General features: G+C 52.9%; 11 protein-coding genes and 1 pseudogene. 3 read left to right on the top strand and 9 right to left on the bottom strand.

Features of this window, described 5'->3' with window-relative positions; all coding sequences use genetic code 11:
* Positions 1 to 212 precede the first annotated feature (212 nt).
* The 3 genes from IMY23_RS18050 (at position 213) to IMY23_RS18060 (ending at position 5,079) form a co-directional block, all read left to right on the top strand.
* On the top strand, positions 213 to 1,550 hold the full coding sequence (locus IMY23_RS18050) for a pitrilysin family protein (protein WP_192823414.1): 1,338 nt from the start codon (positions 213 to 215) through the stop codon (positions 1,548 to 1,550).
* Between the two features lie 63 nt (positions 1,551 to 1,613).
* Complete coding sequence (locus tag IMY23_RS18055; RefSeq protein WP_192823415.1) at positions 1,614 to 3,701, top strand: insulinase family protein; 2,088 nt, start codon at positions 1,614 to 1,616, stop codon at positions 3,699 to 3,701.
* A gap of 379 nt (positions 3,702 to 4,080) precedes the next feature.
* Positions 4,081 to 5,079 carry an NADP-dependent oxidoreductase gene (locus tag IMY23_RS18060; protein WP_192823416.1) on the top strand — a complete coding sequence of 333 codons (999 nt, stop codon included), beginning with the start codon at positions 4,081 to 4,083 and terminating at the stop codon, positions 5,077 to 5,079.
* Between the two features lie 437 nt (positions 5,080 to 5,516).
* Here IMY23_RS18060 and argH read toward each other — a convergent pair whose 3' ends face one another.
* The 9 genes and pseudogenes from argH to IMY23_RS18105 all read right to left on the bottom strand — a co-directional run.
* Entirely contained in the window at positions 5,517 to 6,848 is a 1,332-nt protein-coding gene (argH, locus tag IMY23_RS18065; protein WP_192823417.1) for an argininosuccinate lyase, read from the bottom strand.
* A gap of 1 nt (position 6,849) precedes the next feature.
* Entirely contained in the window at positions 6,850 to 7,914 is a 1,065-nt protein-coding gene (locus tag IMY23_RS18070) for a M20 family metallo-hydrolase (protein WP_192823418.1), read from the bottom strand.
* A 171-nt stretch (positions 7,915 to 8,085) separates the two neighbouring features.
* Complete coding sequence (proC, locus tag IMY23_RS18075; protein ID WP_192823419.1) at positions 8,086 to 8,907, bottom strand: pyrroline-5-carboxylate reductase; 822 nt, start codon at positions 8,905 to 8,907, stop codon at positions 8,086 to 8,088.
* A gap of 289 nt (positions 8,908 to 9,196) precedes the next feature.
* Positions 9,197 to 9,991 carry an acetylglutamate kinase gene (gene argB / locus IMY23_RS18080; RefSeq protein WP_192823420.1) on the bottom strand — a complete coding sequence of 265 codons (795 nt, stop codon included), beginning with the start codon at positions 9,989 to 9,991 and terminating at the stop codon, positions 9,197 to 9,199.
* A 490-nt stretch (positions 9,992 to 10,481) separates the two neighbouring features.
* Complete coding sequence (locus IMY23_RS18085; RefSeq protein WP_192823421.1) at positions 10,482 to 11,438, bottom strand: acetylornithine carbamoyltransferase; 957 nt, start codon at positions 11,436 to 11,438, stop codon at positions 10,482 to 10,484.
* 168 nt (positions 11,439 to 11,606) lie between these two features.
* Positions 11,607 to 12,737: an aspartate aminotransferase family protein gene (locus IMY23_RS18090; RefSeq protein ID WP_192823422.1), complete on the bottom strand. Its 1,131-nt coding sequence runs from the start codon at positions 12,735 to 12,737 to the stop codon at positions 11,607 to 11,609.
* 299 nt (positions 12,738 to 13,036) lie between these two features.
* A complete protein-coding gene (gene argC / locus IMY23_RS18095; protein ID WP_192823423.1) occupies positions 13,037 to 14,026 on the bottom strand; it encodes an N-acetyl-gamma-glutamyl-phosphate reductase in 990 nt (329 codons plus the stop codon).
* The gene (gene argG / locus IMY23_RS18100) at positions 14,016 to 15,212 is read right to left on the bottom strand and encodes an argininosuccinate synthase (protein WP_192823424.1); all 1,197 of its coding nucleotides are present in this window, start codon (positions 15,210 to 15,212) and stop codon (positions 14,016 to 14,018) included. The genes argC and argG overlap by 11 nt, the downstream gene beginning before the upstream one ends.
* A gap of 123 nt (positions 15,213 to 15,335) precedes the next feature.
* Positions 15,336 to 15,881: pseudogene (locus tag IMY23_RS18105) on the bottom strand (GNAT family N-acetyltransferase); the annotation flags it as partial.
* Positions 15,882 to 16,197: the final 316 nt, after the last annotated feature.

Here is a 16,197-nt window from a genome sequence, read left to right on the forward strand (position 1 = left end):
GTTTGGTTACGCGTGTGGCCGAAAAAAGGAATTAACATCTTATGATAAATAGCCTGTAATAAAACGTGGGTTTCAGCTACTAATTGATAAGGATTGCTGATTTTGTTATGCTATTCGGTTGATTTTTATTAACTTACCTATAGTGCTACCACTTATAGTTGTCCTTTAAATACCATATTTTAACATTATCCTTACCCAAATTCAAACAACTTATGTTTTCAAAGAAGCATTTTTTCGTTGCGGCGGCAGCGGCCATGCTCTCCTCTACGGCGGTGCAAGCCCAGAAAGTAGAGTTCACCGAGTATGATTTACCCAATGGCTTACACGTGATTCTGCACCAGGACAAGTCTGCCCCCGTGGTGGCGGTGTCGGTGATGTACCACGTGGGCTCTAAAAACGAACAAGTGGGCCGCTCTGGCTTCGCGCACTTTTTTGAGCACTTGTTGTTTGAAGGTTCTGAGAACATCAAGCGCGGCGAATTCATGAAACTGGTGTCCAGCAACGGTGGCCAGAACAATGCCAACACCTCACATGACCGCACGTTTTACTATGAAGTTTTCCCCAGCAACCAACTCAAATTGGGTTTGTGGCTGGAGAGCGAGCGCATGCTACACCCGGTTATCAATGAAATTGGCGTAAAAACCCAGAACGAAGTAGTGAAGGAAGAAAAGCGCCTGCGCATTGACAACAGCCCGTACGGCAAGTTCGCAGATGCCATCTTCAAGAATATCTTCACCAAACACCCGTACCGCTGGCAGCCCATAGGCTCAATGGAAGACCTGGACGCGGCTACCTTAGGCGAGTTTCAGGCGTTCTTCAAGAAATATTACGTGCCTAGTAACGCTGTGCTTTCCATTGCCGGCGACATTGATATTGCCCAAACCAAAGAACTGGTGGCCTCCTACTTTGGCGCAGTGCCGAAAGGCGAGCCGGTAGTGTACCAGAAAATTCAGGAAGCGCCTATCACCCAAATGAAGATAGACACAGCCTATGATTCCAACATCCAGATTCCGGCCATTATGGCGGCGTACCGGGTGCCGGGCATGACGGAGAAAGACTCCAAAACCATGGAAATGATTTCCAGCATTCTTTCTGGCGGGGCCAGCTCCAAGCTCTACAAGAAAATGGTAGATGAGAAGAAAAACGCCTTGCAGGTGGCAGCCTTCAACTTTGCCTTAGAAGATTACGGCGCGTACATTACCCTGGCTTTGCCGAACAACAACACCCCGTTGAACACACTTCTGGCCGACATTGACGCCGAGGTGGCCAACCTGCAGAACAACCTGATCTCTGAGGATGACTACAAGAAAATCCAGAATCAGTTTGAGAACAACTACGTGACGGCCAATTCCTCTATGTTGGGCGTGGCCGAGAATCTGGCGGCGGGCTACACGTTCCACAACAAGAACACCAACAACATTAACCAGGAACTGGACAAGATCAGAAGCATTACCCGCCAAGACATTCAGGCAGCGGCCAAAAAGTACCTGCAGCCTAACTCCCGCGTGGTGTTGTATTATCTGCCCACCTCCGCCAAAGCAGCCAAGTAATCTCAAAAAACTGCCCAGGCTTCTGGTTTCAGAAGAAGCACAGGCTAACAAGAAGAACCAACCATGAAGAAATATATTTTGATCGCCGCCAGTGCTTTCCTGTTTTTGCAGGCAGAGGCGCAGGTAAAAATTGACAGATCCAAGAAACCGGCCCCCGGCCCGGCCCCAACTATTACTATTCAAGACCCTACCACCTTTAAACTGGCTAACGGTATTACAGTGTTGGTGGTGGAAGACCACAAACTGCCCCGCGTGTCAGCGTCTTATTTCATTGATGCCGGCCCCATTAGAGAAGGCGCCAAGGCAGGCGTGGTGAGCTTGATGGGCCAGATGCTCAACGAAGGCACCAAAGACATGACCAAGGCTCAGTTTGACGAAGCCGTGGACAAAATGGGCGCCGAAGTGGGCCTGTCAGCCTCCGGTGGAAGCGCCGCCGCCTTGACCCGCTATTTCCCGCAGGCGTTCGCGCTGATGGGCAAAGGCCTCAAAAACCCGGCATTCACCCAAGAATCGTTTGACAAGTTAAAGACCCAGACCCTTACCGGCCTGAAAAGCAACGAGAAAAACGTGAAAGCGGTTTCTGGTCGCGTGATCAGCGCCTTGGCCTATGGCAAGAACCACCCCAACGGCGAGTTCATCACCGAGGAAAGCATCAAAAGCCTGACCCTAGCCGATATCAAGGCCGCCTACGCCAAGTACATCACACCGTCGCGCGGCTACCTCACCATCATCGGGGACATTAAACCGGCAGAAGCCAAGAAACTGGCTGAGCAGGTGTTCAATGACCTGAAAGGCCCAAAATTGACCTTGCCTACTTTGGCCGCAGTGCCAAACCCCGCCAAAACCGAAATCAACGTGGTAGACATGTCCAATGCGGTGCAGTCTGAGATCACGGTGACCAACCTGGTGGAATTGAAGATGAACAACCCAGACTATTTCCCGGTGTTGCTGGCTAACCAGATTCTGGGCGGCGGTTCTGAAAGCCGTTTGTTCAATACCCTCAGAGAGAAGCGCGGGTTTACCTACGGGGCCTACTCAAACATAGGAGCCGGCCGTTTCCAGACTTCTTTTTCGGCCTCTGCCTCTGTGCGTACCGCCAAAACAGACAGCGCCGTGGTGGAATTCATGAACGAAATCAACAAGCTTAGATCCACCAAAGTCTCTGATGAAGAATTGGCCAGCGCCAAAGCCCTGTACAACGGCTCGTTTGCCCTGGGTCTGGAGAACAAGGGCCGCACCGCCGGTTTTGCCCGCAATATCTTGATCAATGACCTGCCCAAAGACTTCTACCGCACGTATCTGCAGAAAATCAACGCCGTGACCAAAGAAGACATTCAGCGCGTGGCGCAGAAGTATTTCAACAGCAACAACACCCGCGTGGTGGTGGTGGGTAACACCGCTGAAATGCTGGACGGCCTCAAGAAACTGAACTACCCGGTTAAGCAGTATGATGCCTTCGCCAACCCGGTGGTGGCCGGTGCCGCTTCTGCAGCCGTGACCAACGTAAAAGCGGCCGATATTTTCAACAACTACATCAAAGTATCTGGTGGTGAAGCCGAACTTAAAAAAGTGAAGACCATTCTGGCCAACATGACCATGAGCACCCAGGGCGCCAATCTGGCCGTGGAAGCCAAGTACATGGCCCCCAACTTTGAAGCCATGACCATGTCTATGGGCGGCAACCCGGTAATCAAATCTCGTTTTAACGGCACCGCCGGCTACCAGGAGCAAATGGGCCAACGCAAAGACATGACCCCGGCAGAAATCAAAGAAAAAGCCGATGTCACCGGTCTGTTTGAGCAACTAGACTACGTGAAGAACCCCGCGTTCAAAGCCGAAGTGAAAGGCATGGAGAAAGTAGGCGGTTCAGAGGCCTACAAAGTAGTGATCACCTACCCATCAGGGAAAGTGAAGACTGAATTCTATGACGTGGCCAGCAAACTTCTGGTGAAAACCGAGGAATCTGTGACCACCAACAACATGACCGTAAACCAGGCAGTGGAATACAGCGACTACCGCAAAGTAGGCACCATCATGTACCCGTATTCGCAGATCATGACGGTGAACGCCGGTGGCCAACAGCAGGTGCTGGAAATGAAAACGCAAACCATTAAACTGAACGAAGGCGTGACCGCCGCAGACTTCAACTAAGCAGCGTTTTAATTGCGTATAAAAAAGGGGAACTGGCCATGGGTCAGTTCCCCTTTTTTTTTGTGCCGATTTCCGTTTTCGGGCTCATTTCCAGAAACGAGCCCGAAAACAGGAGTTAATTCTTGGACTGCTGCCGTAGCCACAAGGCATTGTCTTGTCTCCACATGTTCTGAAAGAAAGCGTTCCATTTTCCGTTTTCGACCTCGTTTCCCAAATAGAGCCCAAAAACGGAAATACGCCGCCATTATTCTTTGCTCAAGTGAAAACCCAGCGCGGTACCCTAAACGCTACCTCCTCGCGGCATATCCTTTCCCGCCGAAGCCCGTTTCTTTACAGAGAGCTTGCATTTAAGCAAGCCGAAAAATTGTACAGAAACACCATGGAAGTAACACAGATAGTCTTGGCCAACCGGCCGAAAGGAAACCCCACCAAAGAGAATTTTAGGTTTGAGAAAATAGAATTGCCCGCCCTGAAGGAGGGCCAAGTATTGCTGGAGCCGCAGTTTTTCTCCGTTGACCCCTACATGCGCGGCCGCATGAACGATGCCAAATCCTACACGCCCCCGTTCCAGGTAGACGCGCCCCTGGAAGGCGGGGTAGTAGCCAAAGTAGTGGAATCAAAGAGCGAAGCCCTGCAACCCGGCGATGTGGTGCTGGGCGCCTTGCCTTGGGCCACCCAATCCGTTGCCGACGCGAAGAAACTCCAGAAAATAGACACCAGTCTTGCCCCCGCCAGCTACTACTTAGGAATTCTGGGCATGCCCGGCTTAACTGCCTATTTCGGGTTGCTGGACATCGGGCAGCCGAAGGAAGGCGAAACAGTAGTAGTGTCTGGGGCGGCCGGGGCCGTGGGCATGGTGGTCGGGCAGATTGCCAAGCTCAAAGGTTGCCGCGTGGTAGGTTTGGCGGGCTCAGATGAAAAAGCTGAGCTGCTGAAAAAGGAATTCGGCTACGACGAGGTCATCAACTACAAAACCACCCAAGACCTGCGCGCCGACCTCAAAGCCGCCTGCCCCAACGGCGTGGTTATCTATTTTGACAACGTGGGTGGTGAAATCACCGATGCCGTTATCACCCTCATTAACTTCCACGCCCGTCTGGCCATCTGCGGCCAGATCTCCCATTACAACGACGAAAAACCCCAGCAGGGCCCCCGGTTCCTGCCACTGGTGCTCACCCGCAGCGCGCTCATCAAAGGCTTTATCGTGAGCAACTACCACGCCCGCTTCCCCGAGGCCATGCAGCAGTTAGGCGCCTGGGTCAAAGAAGGCAAACTCCACTATCAGGAAACCATTCTGCAAGGCTTTGACCAACTTCCTGATGCTTTTCTGGGTTTGTTCACCGGCCAGAACCAGGGCAAGATGCTGGTAAAGGTGTAAAGCCTCACCCCCTAGCCCCCTCTCCAGTAGAGAGGGGGAACACCTTTTTTCTGTTTTCGGCCTGTTTTCCAGAAATGAAGCCAAAAACGCATCAGCGGAGTTTCCTACTTATAGTTTCACGCATTGAATCCCCCTTTGAAGGGGGTAGGGGGATGATGATGCATGCTGAATGACACGTTCCCGAGAATTAGCATGCCGGAGCTCGCTCCTGCACTTCCAATGGCGCGAAAGTTATTTCCGAGCCTCATTGATTCGGCAAGGCGTGGAAAAGAACAGTCGCGCCATTATGGTAATCTGCTTTTCGCTCTCGGCGAGCCTGGAGACTTGCTTCATCCTAAGTCACGAGATCCGAGTCTCGCGCCAATTAACAAAAACGAGCCCAAAAACGCATCAGCCAAAAAGCCCCTCTCCATTGGGGAGGGGTTGGGGTGGGGCCCCTACGCCAGCAACTCTTTTATCGCTTTATCCACTTTCTCAAACTGGAAGCCCTGCAACACCTCATCCATTAACCCTTTAATCTCCGAGGTGCACAAATTGCCAATACTGCCTTCATGGGTGTGCTTTATTTCTTCTGGGCGAGCAAATTCGCCTTTCTCAATGGCGAGACCCACGTTTTTGTAAGCATCTCTGAACGGCACGCCGCTCAGTACTTGGTTGTTCACCACTTCCACGCTGAAGAGGTACTGGTATTTCTCGTCTTTTAGGATGTCTGGGTTCAGCTTCAGGTGCGGGAGCATGAAGGTCATCATCTCCAGGCAGTTCCTGATTTCTATGAAGGCCGGGAAGAAGCTTTCTTTGAGCAATTGCAATTCGCGGTGGTAGCCGGAGGGCAGGTTGCCCAGCAGCATCTGAATCTCGGTGGGAAGGGCCTGCAGGCGGTTGCACTTGCCGCGCATGATTTCAAACACGTCGGGGTTTTTCTTGTGCGGCATGATGCTGGAACCGGTAGTCAGTTCATCTGGCAGCGTCACGAAGGCGAAGTTCTGGCTCATGTACAGGCACACGTCCATGGCCATGCGGCCCACGGTACTCGCAATAGAAGCCAAGCCCATGCTCACGCTGCGCTCGGTCTTGCCGCGGCCCATCTGCGCGTACACCACGTTGTAGTTCAGCGCCTCGAAGCCCAGTAAATCCGTCGTCATCTGGCGGTTGAGCGGGAAGGAACTTCCGTACCCCGCCGCCGAGCCCAGCGGGTTCTTGTTGCTGATTTTATATGCCGCTTGCAGGAGTTGCAGGTCATCTACCAGACTTTCGGCGTAAGCCCCAAACCACAACCCAAACGAAGACGGCATGGCCACCTGTAAGTGCGTGTAACCGGGCAATAGCATGTCTTTGTTCTTTTCGCTCAGCTCCTGCAAAGTGGTAAACAGCGTGTTCACCGCCTCCACGGTCTGCCGGATTTCATGGCGGATGAACAGTTTCAGGTCCACCAGCACCTGGTCGTTGCGGGAACGTCCGCTGTGTATTTTCTTGCCGGCTTCGCCGAGGCGACGCGTGAGCAAAAGTTCTACCTGGCTGTGCACGTCTTCCACGCCCGGCTCTATCTCGAACTCACCGCGCTCAATGCTTTTGTAGATTTCCTTGAGTTCGCGCTGCACGGCGGCCAGGTCTTCCGGCTCCATGAGCCCGATGCTCTCCAGCATGCGCGTGTGCGCCAGCGAGCCCAGCACATCAAAAGGAGCCAGTTGCAGGTCCATTTCGGCGTCTTTGCCTACGGTGAATTTCTCAACGTTCTGCGCTACGGAGGTTTCTTTTTGCCAGAGTTTCATGCTAAGCGGTAATTACGGGTGTCAATAATTGTATGTAAAGGGCAATGCCCTCTTCCAGTTCGGAAAGGTAAATAAATTCGTCGGCGGTATGCGACCGCGCCGAGTCGCCGGGGCCAATCTTCAAAGAAGGAATGTTCAGCAGCGCCTGGTCTGAGGTGGTAGGGGAACCGTACAGGTTCCTTCCCAGCTTTACACCCGACAGCACGATGGGATGCTCCCGGTCAATGGACGAGGGCCTCAAACGGGTAGACCTGGGCGTCACCTCACTCTTCACGTGCTCCCGAATGATGCCAAACACTTCCTCGGGCTGGTAGGCATCGGTCATCCGCACATCCACGGTGAATTTGCATTGGTCAGGCACCACGTTGTGCTGTGAACCGGCCTGAATCACGGTCACGCTCATTTTCACTGGTCCTAGAAAGCTAGACTCCTTCGGGAAGCGGAATGTGCGGAACCATTCTATATCAGGCAGCGCCTCATAGATAGCATTCACGCCTTCCTCGCGGGCTGCATGGCCGCCCTGGCCTTTAACCACGCAATCCAGCACCATCAAGCCTTTTTCGGCGACGGCCAAATGCATCTGCGTAGGCTCTCCCACAATCGCAAACTCCACCGCGCCCAACTCCGGATAGATTAGCTCAATACCGTTTCTGCCAGATATTTCCTCTTCGGCGGTAGCCGCCAGCACCAAGTTATACTTCAAATCCTGCCGCTCATAGAAATGCAGAAAGGTGGCTATCAAGGAAACCAGACACCCGCCCGCGTCATTGCTGCCCAGGCCATAAAGTTTGCCATCCAGCACGGTGGGCGTGAACGGGTCAAACGTCCAGCTGGGGTGCGGCTTCACAGTATCATGGTGTGAATTCAGCAGCACCGTGGGTAAAGCAGGGTTGTAGTGCCGGTTAAAGGCCCAGACGTTATTTTCCTTCCGGTGAATTTCCACGCCCCGCGCCTGGAGGAACTGCGCAATGGCCTCAGCCGTCTCCGCCTCCTCACGGCTGAAAGACTGGATGGAAATTAATTGCTGGAGTAACGCGAGGGCGTCTTGATACAAAGTGTTGGTCATTTAATGGGACTACTTTATCTGATACTCCCCCTTTGAAGGGGGCGCAGGGGGATGTTTACTTTTGCTGATTCAAGCATTTCTGTTTTCGGCCTCTTTTTTGAAAAACAGGCCTAAAACAGAAGTACGTGGCGAGGCAAGTCAATGCATGGGAGAAAAGGCGTTGCCTGGTCTCTACTTTTCATCCGTATACAACTTCTCCGCTTTTTGGGCCGAGGTTTTGATGCCTTTAATCATGGCGGAACTGAAGCCGTTGTGCTCCATTTCATTGAGGCCGGCAATGGTGCAGCCTTTGGGCGAGGTCACTTTGTCAATCTCGTTCTCGGGGTGGCTGCCGAAGTGTAGCAGGAGGGAAGCGGCGCCTTTGGCCGTCTGGGCTGCCATGCGCAGCGCATCACCGGCGTGGAAACCAATCTCGGTGCCGCCCTGGGCCGCCGCTCTTATGGAGCGCAGAAAAAACGCGATGCCGCAAGCCACCAAGGCCGTCGCTGAGGACATCAGTTCTTCCTCAATCTCCACGGTTTCGCCCACGGCCGAGAAGATTTCCTTCACCAAGGCCATGTTCTCTGGCGAGGCATTTTTGCTGGCGATACACGTCATAGACTCCTGAATGGCGATGGCGGTGTTGGGCATGGCGCGCACCACTTCCACCACTTTGCCTATGCGCGTGATAATATCCGTCACGGCCACGCCGGTCACAATGGAAATGAACAGGTGCCGGCTGGGGTCGATGCTCTCGGATATGTTGTCTAGCACGCTGTCCAGTTGTTGCGGAAGAATGCTGAGCACGATGATGTCGGCTTCGGCCACGGCCAGCGCGTTGTTGCTGGAGGCGCGGTAGCCTTGCGCCACCATTGCGTCTAACAGCTTGGTGTTGCGGCGGGTAAGGGTGATGTCTTCGGCGCGGTATTTCCCGGCGGCCACCATGCCCTTCGCCAGCGCGATTCCCATGTTTCCGCCGCCCAGAATGGCTATTTTCTTGTACTGTTCACTCATGGTTTACCTATTTTGTAGCCGATGTTTTGGCTGAATTTCATGGCCTCACCCCCTAGCCCCCTCTCCAGTAGAGAGGGGGAACTCCGGTAAAGCGGTTGTTACTGTACTCGCGTTTTAGGCCTCGTTTTTGTAAATAAGACTTAAAACAGGTTTTGTTTCCAATATTTTTCGGCACGAATTATTAGACTCGTGTATATTTTTGACCATTTAAGCCCTTCCCTGCAAAACAATCCCCAAACGCATCAGCGGAGTTCCCTCTCTCTACTGGAGAGGGGGCTAGGGGGTGAGGCTAAAGCGTAATCCTCGTGCCCGCATTTCCGCCTGCGGCGATGTCCTGAATATCGGCGGCGTGGCCGATGATGACGGCGTTTACGCCTGCCTCAAGTGCAACAAACGCATTGTCCAGCTTAGGAAGCATGCCCGCGAAGATGGCGCCTTTTTCTTTCAGCTCGGCGTAGTAGTCGGGTTGTAGGTGGGGAATCACGCTGGTTTCGTCCTCCACATCCAGGAGCACGCCTTTCTTCTCGAAACTGTACACCAAGTTCACCTCAAAATTCTGGCTCAAGGCCACGGCCAGGGTAGAGGCGATGGTGTCTGCGTTGGTGTTGAGCATGTTGCCTTCGCCGTCATGGGTGAGGGCCGCGAACACCGGCACAATGCCTTGTTCTGCCAATGACGCCAAAAACGTGATGTTCACCTGCTCAGGACTTTCCACATCACCTACGAAACCATAGTCAATGTCTTTTACGGGGCGCTTGTGGGCGGGGATGACGTTGGCATCAGCGCCGGTGAGCCCCAGTGCGTTGCAGCGCCGGGCCTGCAATTGAGCCACCAGGTTCTTGTTCAGTAAGCCACCATACACCATGGTCACCAGATGCAGGGTGTTCGCGTCGGTGACCCGGCGGCCGTTAATCAGGATGGGTTCCATGCCCATTTTCTTGCCAATTTCAGAAGCGATGACCCCACCGCCGTGCACCAGCACCTTCAGGCCGGGCAGGAGCGCGAAGTCGGTCAGGAACCGCTCCAGGTTATCTGCGTTGTCCAAAACGTTGCCGCCGATTTTAATGACGTTTAATTTCTGCATGACTTTAAAGGTATCAAGTATCGCGTATTAAGTAGCACGATTCGAGATTTTTTAACTTATCCTTCAAACCGCTCACTTAGCTCTCTCTTGCTTTTCCGGATTTCCAATCTCGCTCTTCCGGATTTCTAATCCGGAAGCATTCTGTCGGGGATTTCTAATCCCCGTTTCTTCCATTTCGCTCGTGGTTCCCGGCGGATTAGAAATCCGCAACCAGGGAGTTCGGGATTGGAAATCCCGAACAGCGACGAGTAAGATGCTAGATTTCCTCACCCTTTATTGTCATCCTGTAAGGACCTTGTGGGCGAATTAGACAAGCGGAGGCTATCTACTACATTTCTGTTTTTGACCTCTTTTCTGAAAAACAGGCCGAAAACAGCTTTTTGCATGTCTTAACGGTCTGTCTAGTTAGCCCATAAGGCCCTTTCAGGATGACAGAGAGGTAGCCAAAGACCTCACAGGTTTTCAAAACCTGTGAGGTCTTTGGCTACTTTTACTGAATCCCTTCCAGCAACCGCTTCAGCACCGCCTGCGCGGCGAATTCCCTGTTGGCGGCTTCGTTGACCACTAAAGAGTTCGGGCCGTCCAGGATTTCGTCGCTGAGTTCCACGTTGCGGCGCACGGGGAGGCAATGCATCACTTTGGCGTTGTTGGTGGGCGCCAGGTGCTGATTGGTGAGCATCCAACTGGCGTCTTGGGTGAGCACGGCACCGTAGTTGGGCTGGTACGTGGACCAGTTCTTTACGTAAATGAAATCGGCACCTTCTAGCGCTTCCGCTTGATTATAGGTGATGGTGGCGCCGTTGGTGAACTGCGGGTCCAGTTCGTAGCCTTCGGGGTGCGTAATCACGAAATCCACGTCAGCGGCACACATCCACTCGGCAAACGAGTTAGGTACCGCCTGCGGCAAGGCTTTCACGTGCGGTCCCCAGGTCAAGACCACCTTCGGCCGACGGCCTTGCGGGGCATGCTCTGTGATGGTGACCAAATCAGCGAGGCTTTGCAAGGGGTGACGCGTGGCCGATTCCAGGCTAACGAAGGGCACCTTGGCGTATTGGATGAACTTCTTCAGAATTTCCTCCGAGTAATCTTCGACCACGTTCTGCAGTTTGGGGAAGGAGCGGAGGCCCAGCACATCGCAGTACTGGCCCATCACGGCGGCGGCATCTTTGATGTGCTCCACGGTGGTGCCGTTCATAATGGCCCCATCCTGGGTTTCCAGCGCCCAGCCTTCCTGGCCCATGTTCATGACCATCACGTTCATGCCTAAACTCTGCGCCGCTTTCTGCGTGCTGAGGCGGGTGCGCAAGCTGGGGTTCAGGAAAATAAGGCCCAGCGTCTTGCGCTTGCCCAGGTGCTCAAACGCATATGGGTTCTGCTTCAGCGCCAGCGCTTCCAGCACCAGGCTGTTTAGGTCTTCTACGTCGTGGACGGAAGTGAATTGCTTCATTTTTTGTGCGATTTGACCTCACCCTAAATCCCTCTCCCGCGGAGAGGGACTTCCGGCATTTGGCCTGATTAAACGATTTCTGTTTTCGGTCTCATTTCAGGAAAAGAGGCCGAAAACGCAAATTTTAAAACTCCCCTCTCCGTGGGAGAGGGGCCGGGGGTGAGGTGTCTATTTATTTACTAAAGCCACGAACGCCTCCAAGAATCTATCCAATTCGGCCTGCGTCACATTCAGGGCGGGCAGAATCCGGATGGTGTTTTTGTTGGAGGCCGAGCCGGTGAAGATGCGGAACTCGTCCAGCAGGGCTTTGCGGAGGGGAGCACAGGGTGTTTCCAACTCAATGCCTACCATCAGGCCCTGGCCCCGGACTTCTCGCACGCCCGGTAAGGCTTTGGCTTTTTCAATGAGGTACTCGCCCATATTGGCCGCGTTTTCTATCAGGTTCTCCTGTTCCATCACTTCCAAGACCGCCAAAGAAGCGGCGCAGGCAAGGTAATTCCCCCCGAAGGTGGTGCCCAGCATGCCGTGTTTGGCCGGAATTTCCGGGGAAATCAAGACGCCCGCCACCGGGAAACCGTTGCCCATACCTTTGGCGATGGTAATCAAATCTGGCTTGATGCCCGCGTGCTGGTGCGCAAAAAACTTACCAGAACGCCCATAACCCGATTGGATTTCGTCCAGAATGAGCAGTGCGCCATGCTTTCGGGCTAATTTTTCCAAATCCTGCAGAAAGGGTGCGGTAGGAATGTTCACACCGCCCACACCCTGAATGCCTTCCACAATGATGGCGGCCACTTCATTGGTGTTCAGCGCTTCTTCCACCGCGGCAGAATCATTGAATGGCAAAAAGATGATGTTCTCCGTCTCGTTTACCGGAGCCACTAGGCTGGGGTCATCGGTGGCAGCGACTACCGCCGAGGTCCTTCCGTGAAAGGACTTACTGAACGAAATCACCTTCTTGCGACCCGTGTGGAACGACGCCAGTTTCAGGGCATTCTCGTTAGCTTCGGCGCCGGAGTTAATCAGGAACAGATGGTAATCTACGTAACCGCTCAATTGGCCCAGTTTCTCCGCCAACTCCTGCTGTTGCGGAATCTTCACGGAGTTAGAGTAAAAACCCATCTGGTTCAGCTGGTCCGTAAGGCGCTTCACGTAATGCGGGTGGCTGTGCCCGATGGAAATGACAGCATGGCCGCCGTACAAATCCAGGTATTCGGTGCCGTTCTCGTCCCACAGCTTGGAGCCGAGGGCCTTCACGGGCGTGATATCAAAGAGGGGGTAAACGTCGAAGAGGTTCATGTTGAAGACGTAAGATTCAAGATGTAAGCCATCAGATTTTTCTGTTTAGCGGCTGTTTTTTGAAAATGAAGCCGAAAACAGAAATTTATATTTTTGCTGGCGCGAACGTTTGATTCACGCCAGGTATAATTATTTCATTTTCCTCCTGAAAGGACTTTGTGAGCAAACTATAGTAGTGTTGTAGTAAACGCTTTTACAGTTCGCCCATAAGGTCCTTTCAGGATGACAAAAGAAGCGGTGGCTGAGGCTTTGTTTCAAGTTTCGGCCTGTTTTAAGAAAAACAGCTGCTAAACGGAAAGCTAAAATCCAATCGCTTTCAACTGCAAACTCGCCCTTTCGTCCAGCCCGAACAGCAGGTTCATGTTCTGCACGGCCTGGCCGCTGGCTCCTTTGAGCAGGTTGTCAATCAGGCTGGTGATGACCAGTTGGTCATCGTGCTTTTCCAGATACAGCAGGCATTTGTTTGTGTTCACCACCTGCTTTAAATCTGGATTTTTGTCTGTGACGATGGTGTAGGGATGGCCTGCGTAGAACTGCCTGAACAGTTGCTGGGCTTCTTCCAAACTCAAATCTGAGGTCAGGTACGTGGTGCACAAGATGCCTCGGCTGAAATTCCCGCGGTACGGCACGAAGCGGATAGCCGTGTCCAGATTGCTTTGCAATGCCTGAAGGCTTTCGGTAATCTCCAGCAAATGTTGGTGCCCGAAGACTTTGTAGCTGGAGATGTTGTTGTTGCGCCAGCTGAAGTGCGAAGTCTCGGCCAGTTTCTGACCCGCGCCTGTAGAACCGGTAATGCCGCTCACATGTACCTCTGCGGGCAAAGAACCGTTTTCCGCCAGCGGCAACAAGGCTAACTGAATGGCCGTGGCAAAACAACCCGGGTTCGCCACGTTGGCGGCAGTTTTTATCTGGTCACGGTTCAACTCAGGAAGTCCGTACACGAACTGGCGATTGCCAAAAGCAGACTTTTCTGTTAATCGGAAGTCCTGACTTAGATCTATGATTTTTACCGTGTCCGGAATTGGGTTGGCGTCCAAGAATTTCTTCGCATCGCCGTGGCCTACGCAGAGAAACAGTACCTCCACGTCGGTGCCCAGCTCGTTGGTGAACACTAAATCCGAGTCGCCCAGTAAATCGGTGTGGGTGGCGGTGACGGGTTTGCCGGCCTGGCTGTTGCTGTGGACGAAGCTGATGTGAACATGCGGATGGTGTACCAGCAGGCGCAGGAGTTCACCACCGGTGTAGCCCGCTCCGCCCACGATGCCCACCTTGATAAGGCTATTTTGCATCGTCTTCGCCGTTAATTAAGCGGTACATCATGGTTTGGTTTCCGAAAATCTTCGAGAAGCCTTTCACGTCTTCGCCAGACCAGGCGTTGTTCATCTCGCCGTACGAACCGAATTTAGACGACATCAAATCATGCTCCGACTCAATGCCTTCCACCTGGAAGCGGTAAGGTGCCAGCCACACGTGTACTTTCCCGGTCACGGTTTTCTGCGTGTCAGTCAAAAACGTCTCAATGTTGCGCATGGTGGGGTCCAGGAACTGGCCTTCGTGCATCCAATTGCCGTACCAGGTGGCCAAGCTGTCTTTCCAGTACAGTTGCCATTTGGTGAGCGTGTGTTTCTCCAACGCATGGTGCGCTTTTATAATGACCATCGGCGCAGCCGCCTCAAAACCCACGCGTCCTTTAATGCCGATGATAGTATCCCCCACATGGATGTCACGACCAATGGCGAAAGCTCCGGCAATCTCCTGCAGTTTTTGAATAACGTGCACCGGGTTGTCGAATAGTTCATCGTTCAAACCAACCGGCTCGCCGTTTTTGAAGTGCAGCGTAATGCGCTCCGGCGTTTCTTTGGTCAATTGGGTTGGGTAGGCCGATTCCGGCAAAGCCTGGTGCGAAGTCAACGTCTCCTTGCCACCTACCGAGGTTCCCCAGATGCCTTTATTAATTGAATACTGCGCCTTCTGAAAGTCCATCTCCACGCCACGCTCTTTCAGGTAGGCAATCTCTTCCTCTCTGGACAGTTTAAGGTCACGGATGGGGGTGATGATTTCCACGTTGGGGATGAGAATGTTGAACACCATGTCAAACCGCACCTGGTCGTTCCCGGCACCGGTACTGCCGTGAGCCACCGCTTCGGCGCCCACTTCTTTCGCGTACTTGGCAATGGCCATGGCCTGCGAAATACGCTCGGCACTAACCGATAGGGGATAGGTGTTGTTTTTCAGCACATTCCCGAAAATCAGATACTTCAGGCAAGACTGGTAGTAGTTGTCGGTTTCGTCTAAGGTTACGTGGTGGGTAACGCCCAGATTCTCTGCCCTTCGGGCGATTTCCGCCAGTTCCTCTTCAGAGAAGCCGCCGGTATTCACAATGGCCGAATAGATTTCATAACCTTGTTCCAGCAGGTACTTCACACAAAACGATGTGTCTAAACCGCCGCTGAACGCGAGAACTACTTTTTTCATTTTAATGAGTGAATGAGTGAAGGTGAGAATGAGTGAATGTTTAATGAGTGAAGTAGTGAATGATGGAATGAGTGAATGAAAAAATATTCACTCATTCCATCATTCACTACTTCACTCATTGTTTTTAGGCGGAACGTACAACATGGCGGTGCAGAGACAGTTACTTCTTCCTTTAGCGGTCAGGATCTCGAAGTTGACGCAGCTGCGGCAGCCTTTCCAGAACTCCTCGTCATTGGTGAGTTCTGAGTAGGTTACGGGGCGGTAACCCAGGTCTGAGTTGATTTTCATGACTGCCAATGCCGTCGTTAACCCAAAGATTTTGGCGTTGGGGTACTTGGTGCGGCTCAGTTCGAAGATTTTCTCCTTGATGCGTTTGGCCAGTCCGCTTTTGCGAAGGTGCGGCGACACAATCAGGCCCGAGTTGGCCACGTATTCGCCGTGGCCCCAAGTTTCAATGTAGCAGAAGCCCGCCCAGTTGCCAGCGGCGTCAAACGCGATGACGGCTTTGCCTTCGGTCATCTTCATGGCCACGTACTCGGGGCTGCGCTTGGCAATGCCGGTGCCGCGGGCCTTGGCAGAGGCCTCCATCTCGTCACAGATTAGCTGGGCGAACGGGGTGTGCTCCTCAGAAGCCACCACCACAGAGAAATCAGATTGGGAAGTTTCCATGGAAACGGATGCAATGGGCTGTGTCTGTACAGCCGTAGCGTACATACGCATGGGTATATGTTTTAGATATTTTTTAAAAAGAGAAAAGGGGGACGCCAATAATGCTATGGGCGGCCTGCACGTAGTCCGGGTGGGTTGTTTCCAACAACTGGAGCCGGTGGCCTAGCGCCTCGGTCGGGAAAGGTAAATGGGGGTAGAAAAAACTGTTCTGGGAAGAACAGAAAAAAGCGCACTCCAAAGGCTGGAGCGTTTTACCGAGCCGGAGGCCACAGATAAAAGCGACTTTTTATTCATTGAGGTAGAAAGATATCAAAGG

It is taken from the genome of Rufibacter sp. LB8 (assembly GCF_014876185.1).
Taxonomy (GTDB): domain Bacteria; phylum Bacteroidota; class Bacteroidia; order Cytophagales; family Hymenobacteraceae; genus Nibribacter.

What these genes read in the sequence shown, in the direction of transcription:
- IMY23_RS18050 (WP_192823414.1), top strand. Translation starts at nt 213, where the DNA reads ATGTTTTCAAAGAAGCATTTTTTCGTTGCGGCGGCAGCGGCCATGCTC.
- IMY23_RS18055 (WP_192823415.1), top strand. Translation starts at nt 1,614, where the DNA reads ATGAAGAAATATATTTTGATCGCCGCCAGTGCTTTCCTGTTTTTGCAG.
- IMY23_RS18060 (WP_192823416.1), top strand. Translation starts at nt 4,081, where the DNA reads ATGGAAGTAACACAGATAGTCTTGGCCAACCGGCCGAAAGGAAACCCC.
- argH (WP_192823417.1), bottom strand. Translation starts at nt 6,848, where the DNA reads ATGAAACTCTGGCAAAAAGAAACCTCCGTAGCGCAGAACGTTGAGAAA.
- IMY23_RS18070 (WP_192823418.1), bottom strand. Translation starts at nt 7,914, where the DNA reads ATGACCAACACTTTGTATCAAGACGCCCTCGCGTTACTCCAGCAATTA.
- proC (WP_192823419.1), bottom strand. Translation starts at nt 8,907, where the DNA reads ATGAGTGAACAGTACAAGAAAATAGCCATTCTGGGCGGCGGAAACATG.
- argB (WP_192823420.1), bottom strand. Translation starts at nt 9,991, where the DNA reads ATGCAGAAATTAAACGTCATTAAAATCGGCGGCAACGTTTTGGACAAC.
- IMY23_RS18085 (WP_192823421.1), bottom strand. Translation starts at nt 11,438, where the DNA reads ATGAAGCAATTCACTTCCGTCCACGACGTAGAAGACCTAAACAGCCTG.
- IMY23_RS18090 (WP_192823422.1), bottom strand. Translation starts at nt 12,737, where the DNA reads ATGAACCTCTTCGACGTTTACCCCCTCTTTGATATCACGCCCGTGAAG.
- argC (WP_192823423.1), bottom strand. Translation starts at nt 14,026, where the DNA reads ATGCAAAATAGCCTTATCAAGGTGGGCATCGTGGGCGGAGCGGGCTAC.
- argG (WP_192823424.1), bottom strand. Translation starts at nt 15,212, where the DNA reads ATGAAAAAAGTAGTTCTCGCGTTCAGCGGCGGTTTAGACACATCGTTT.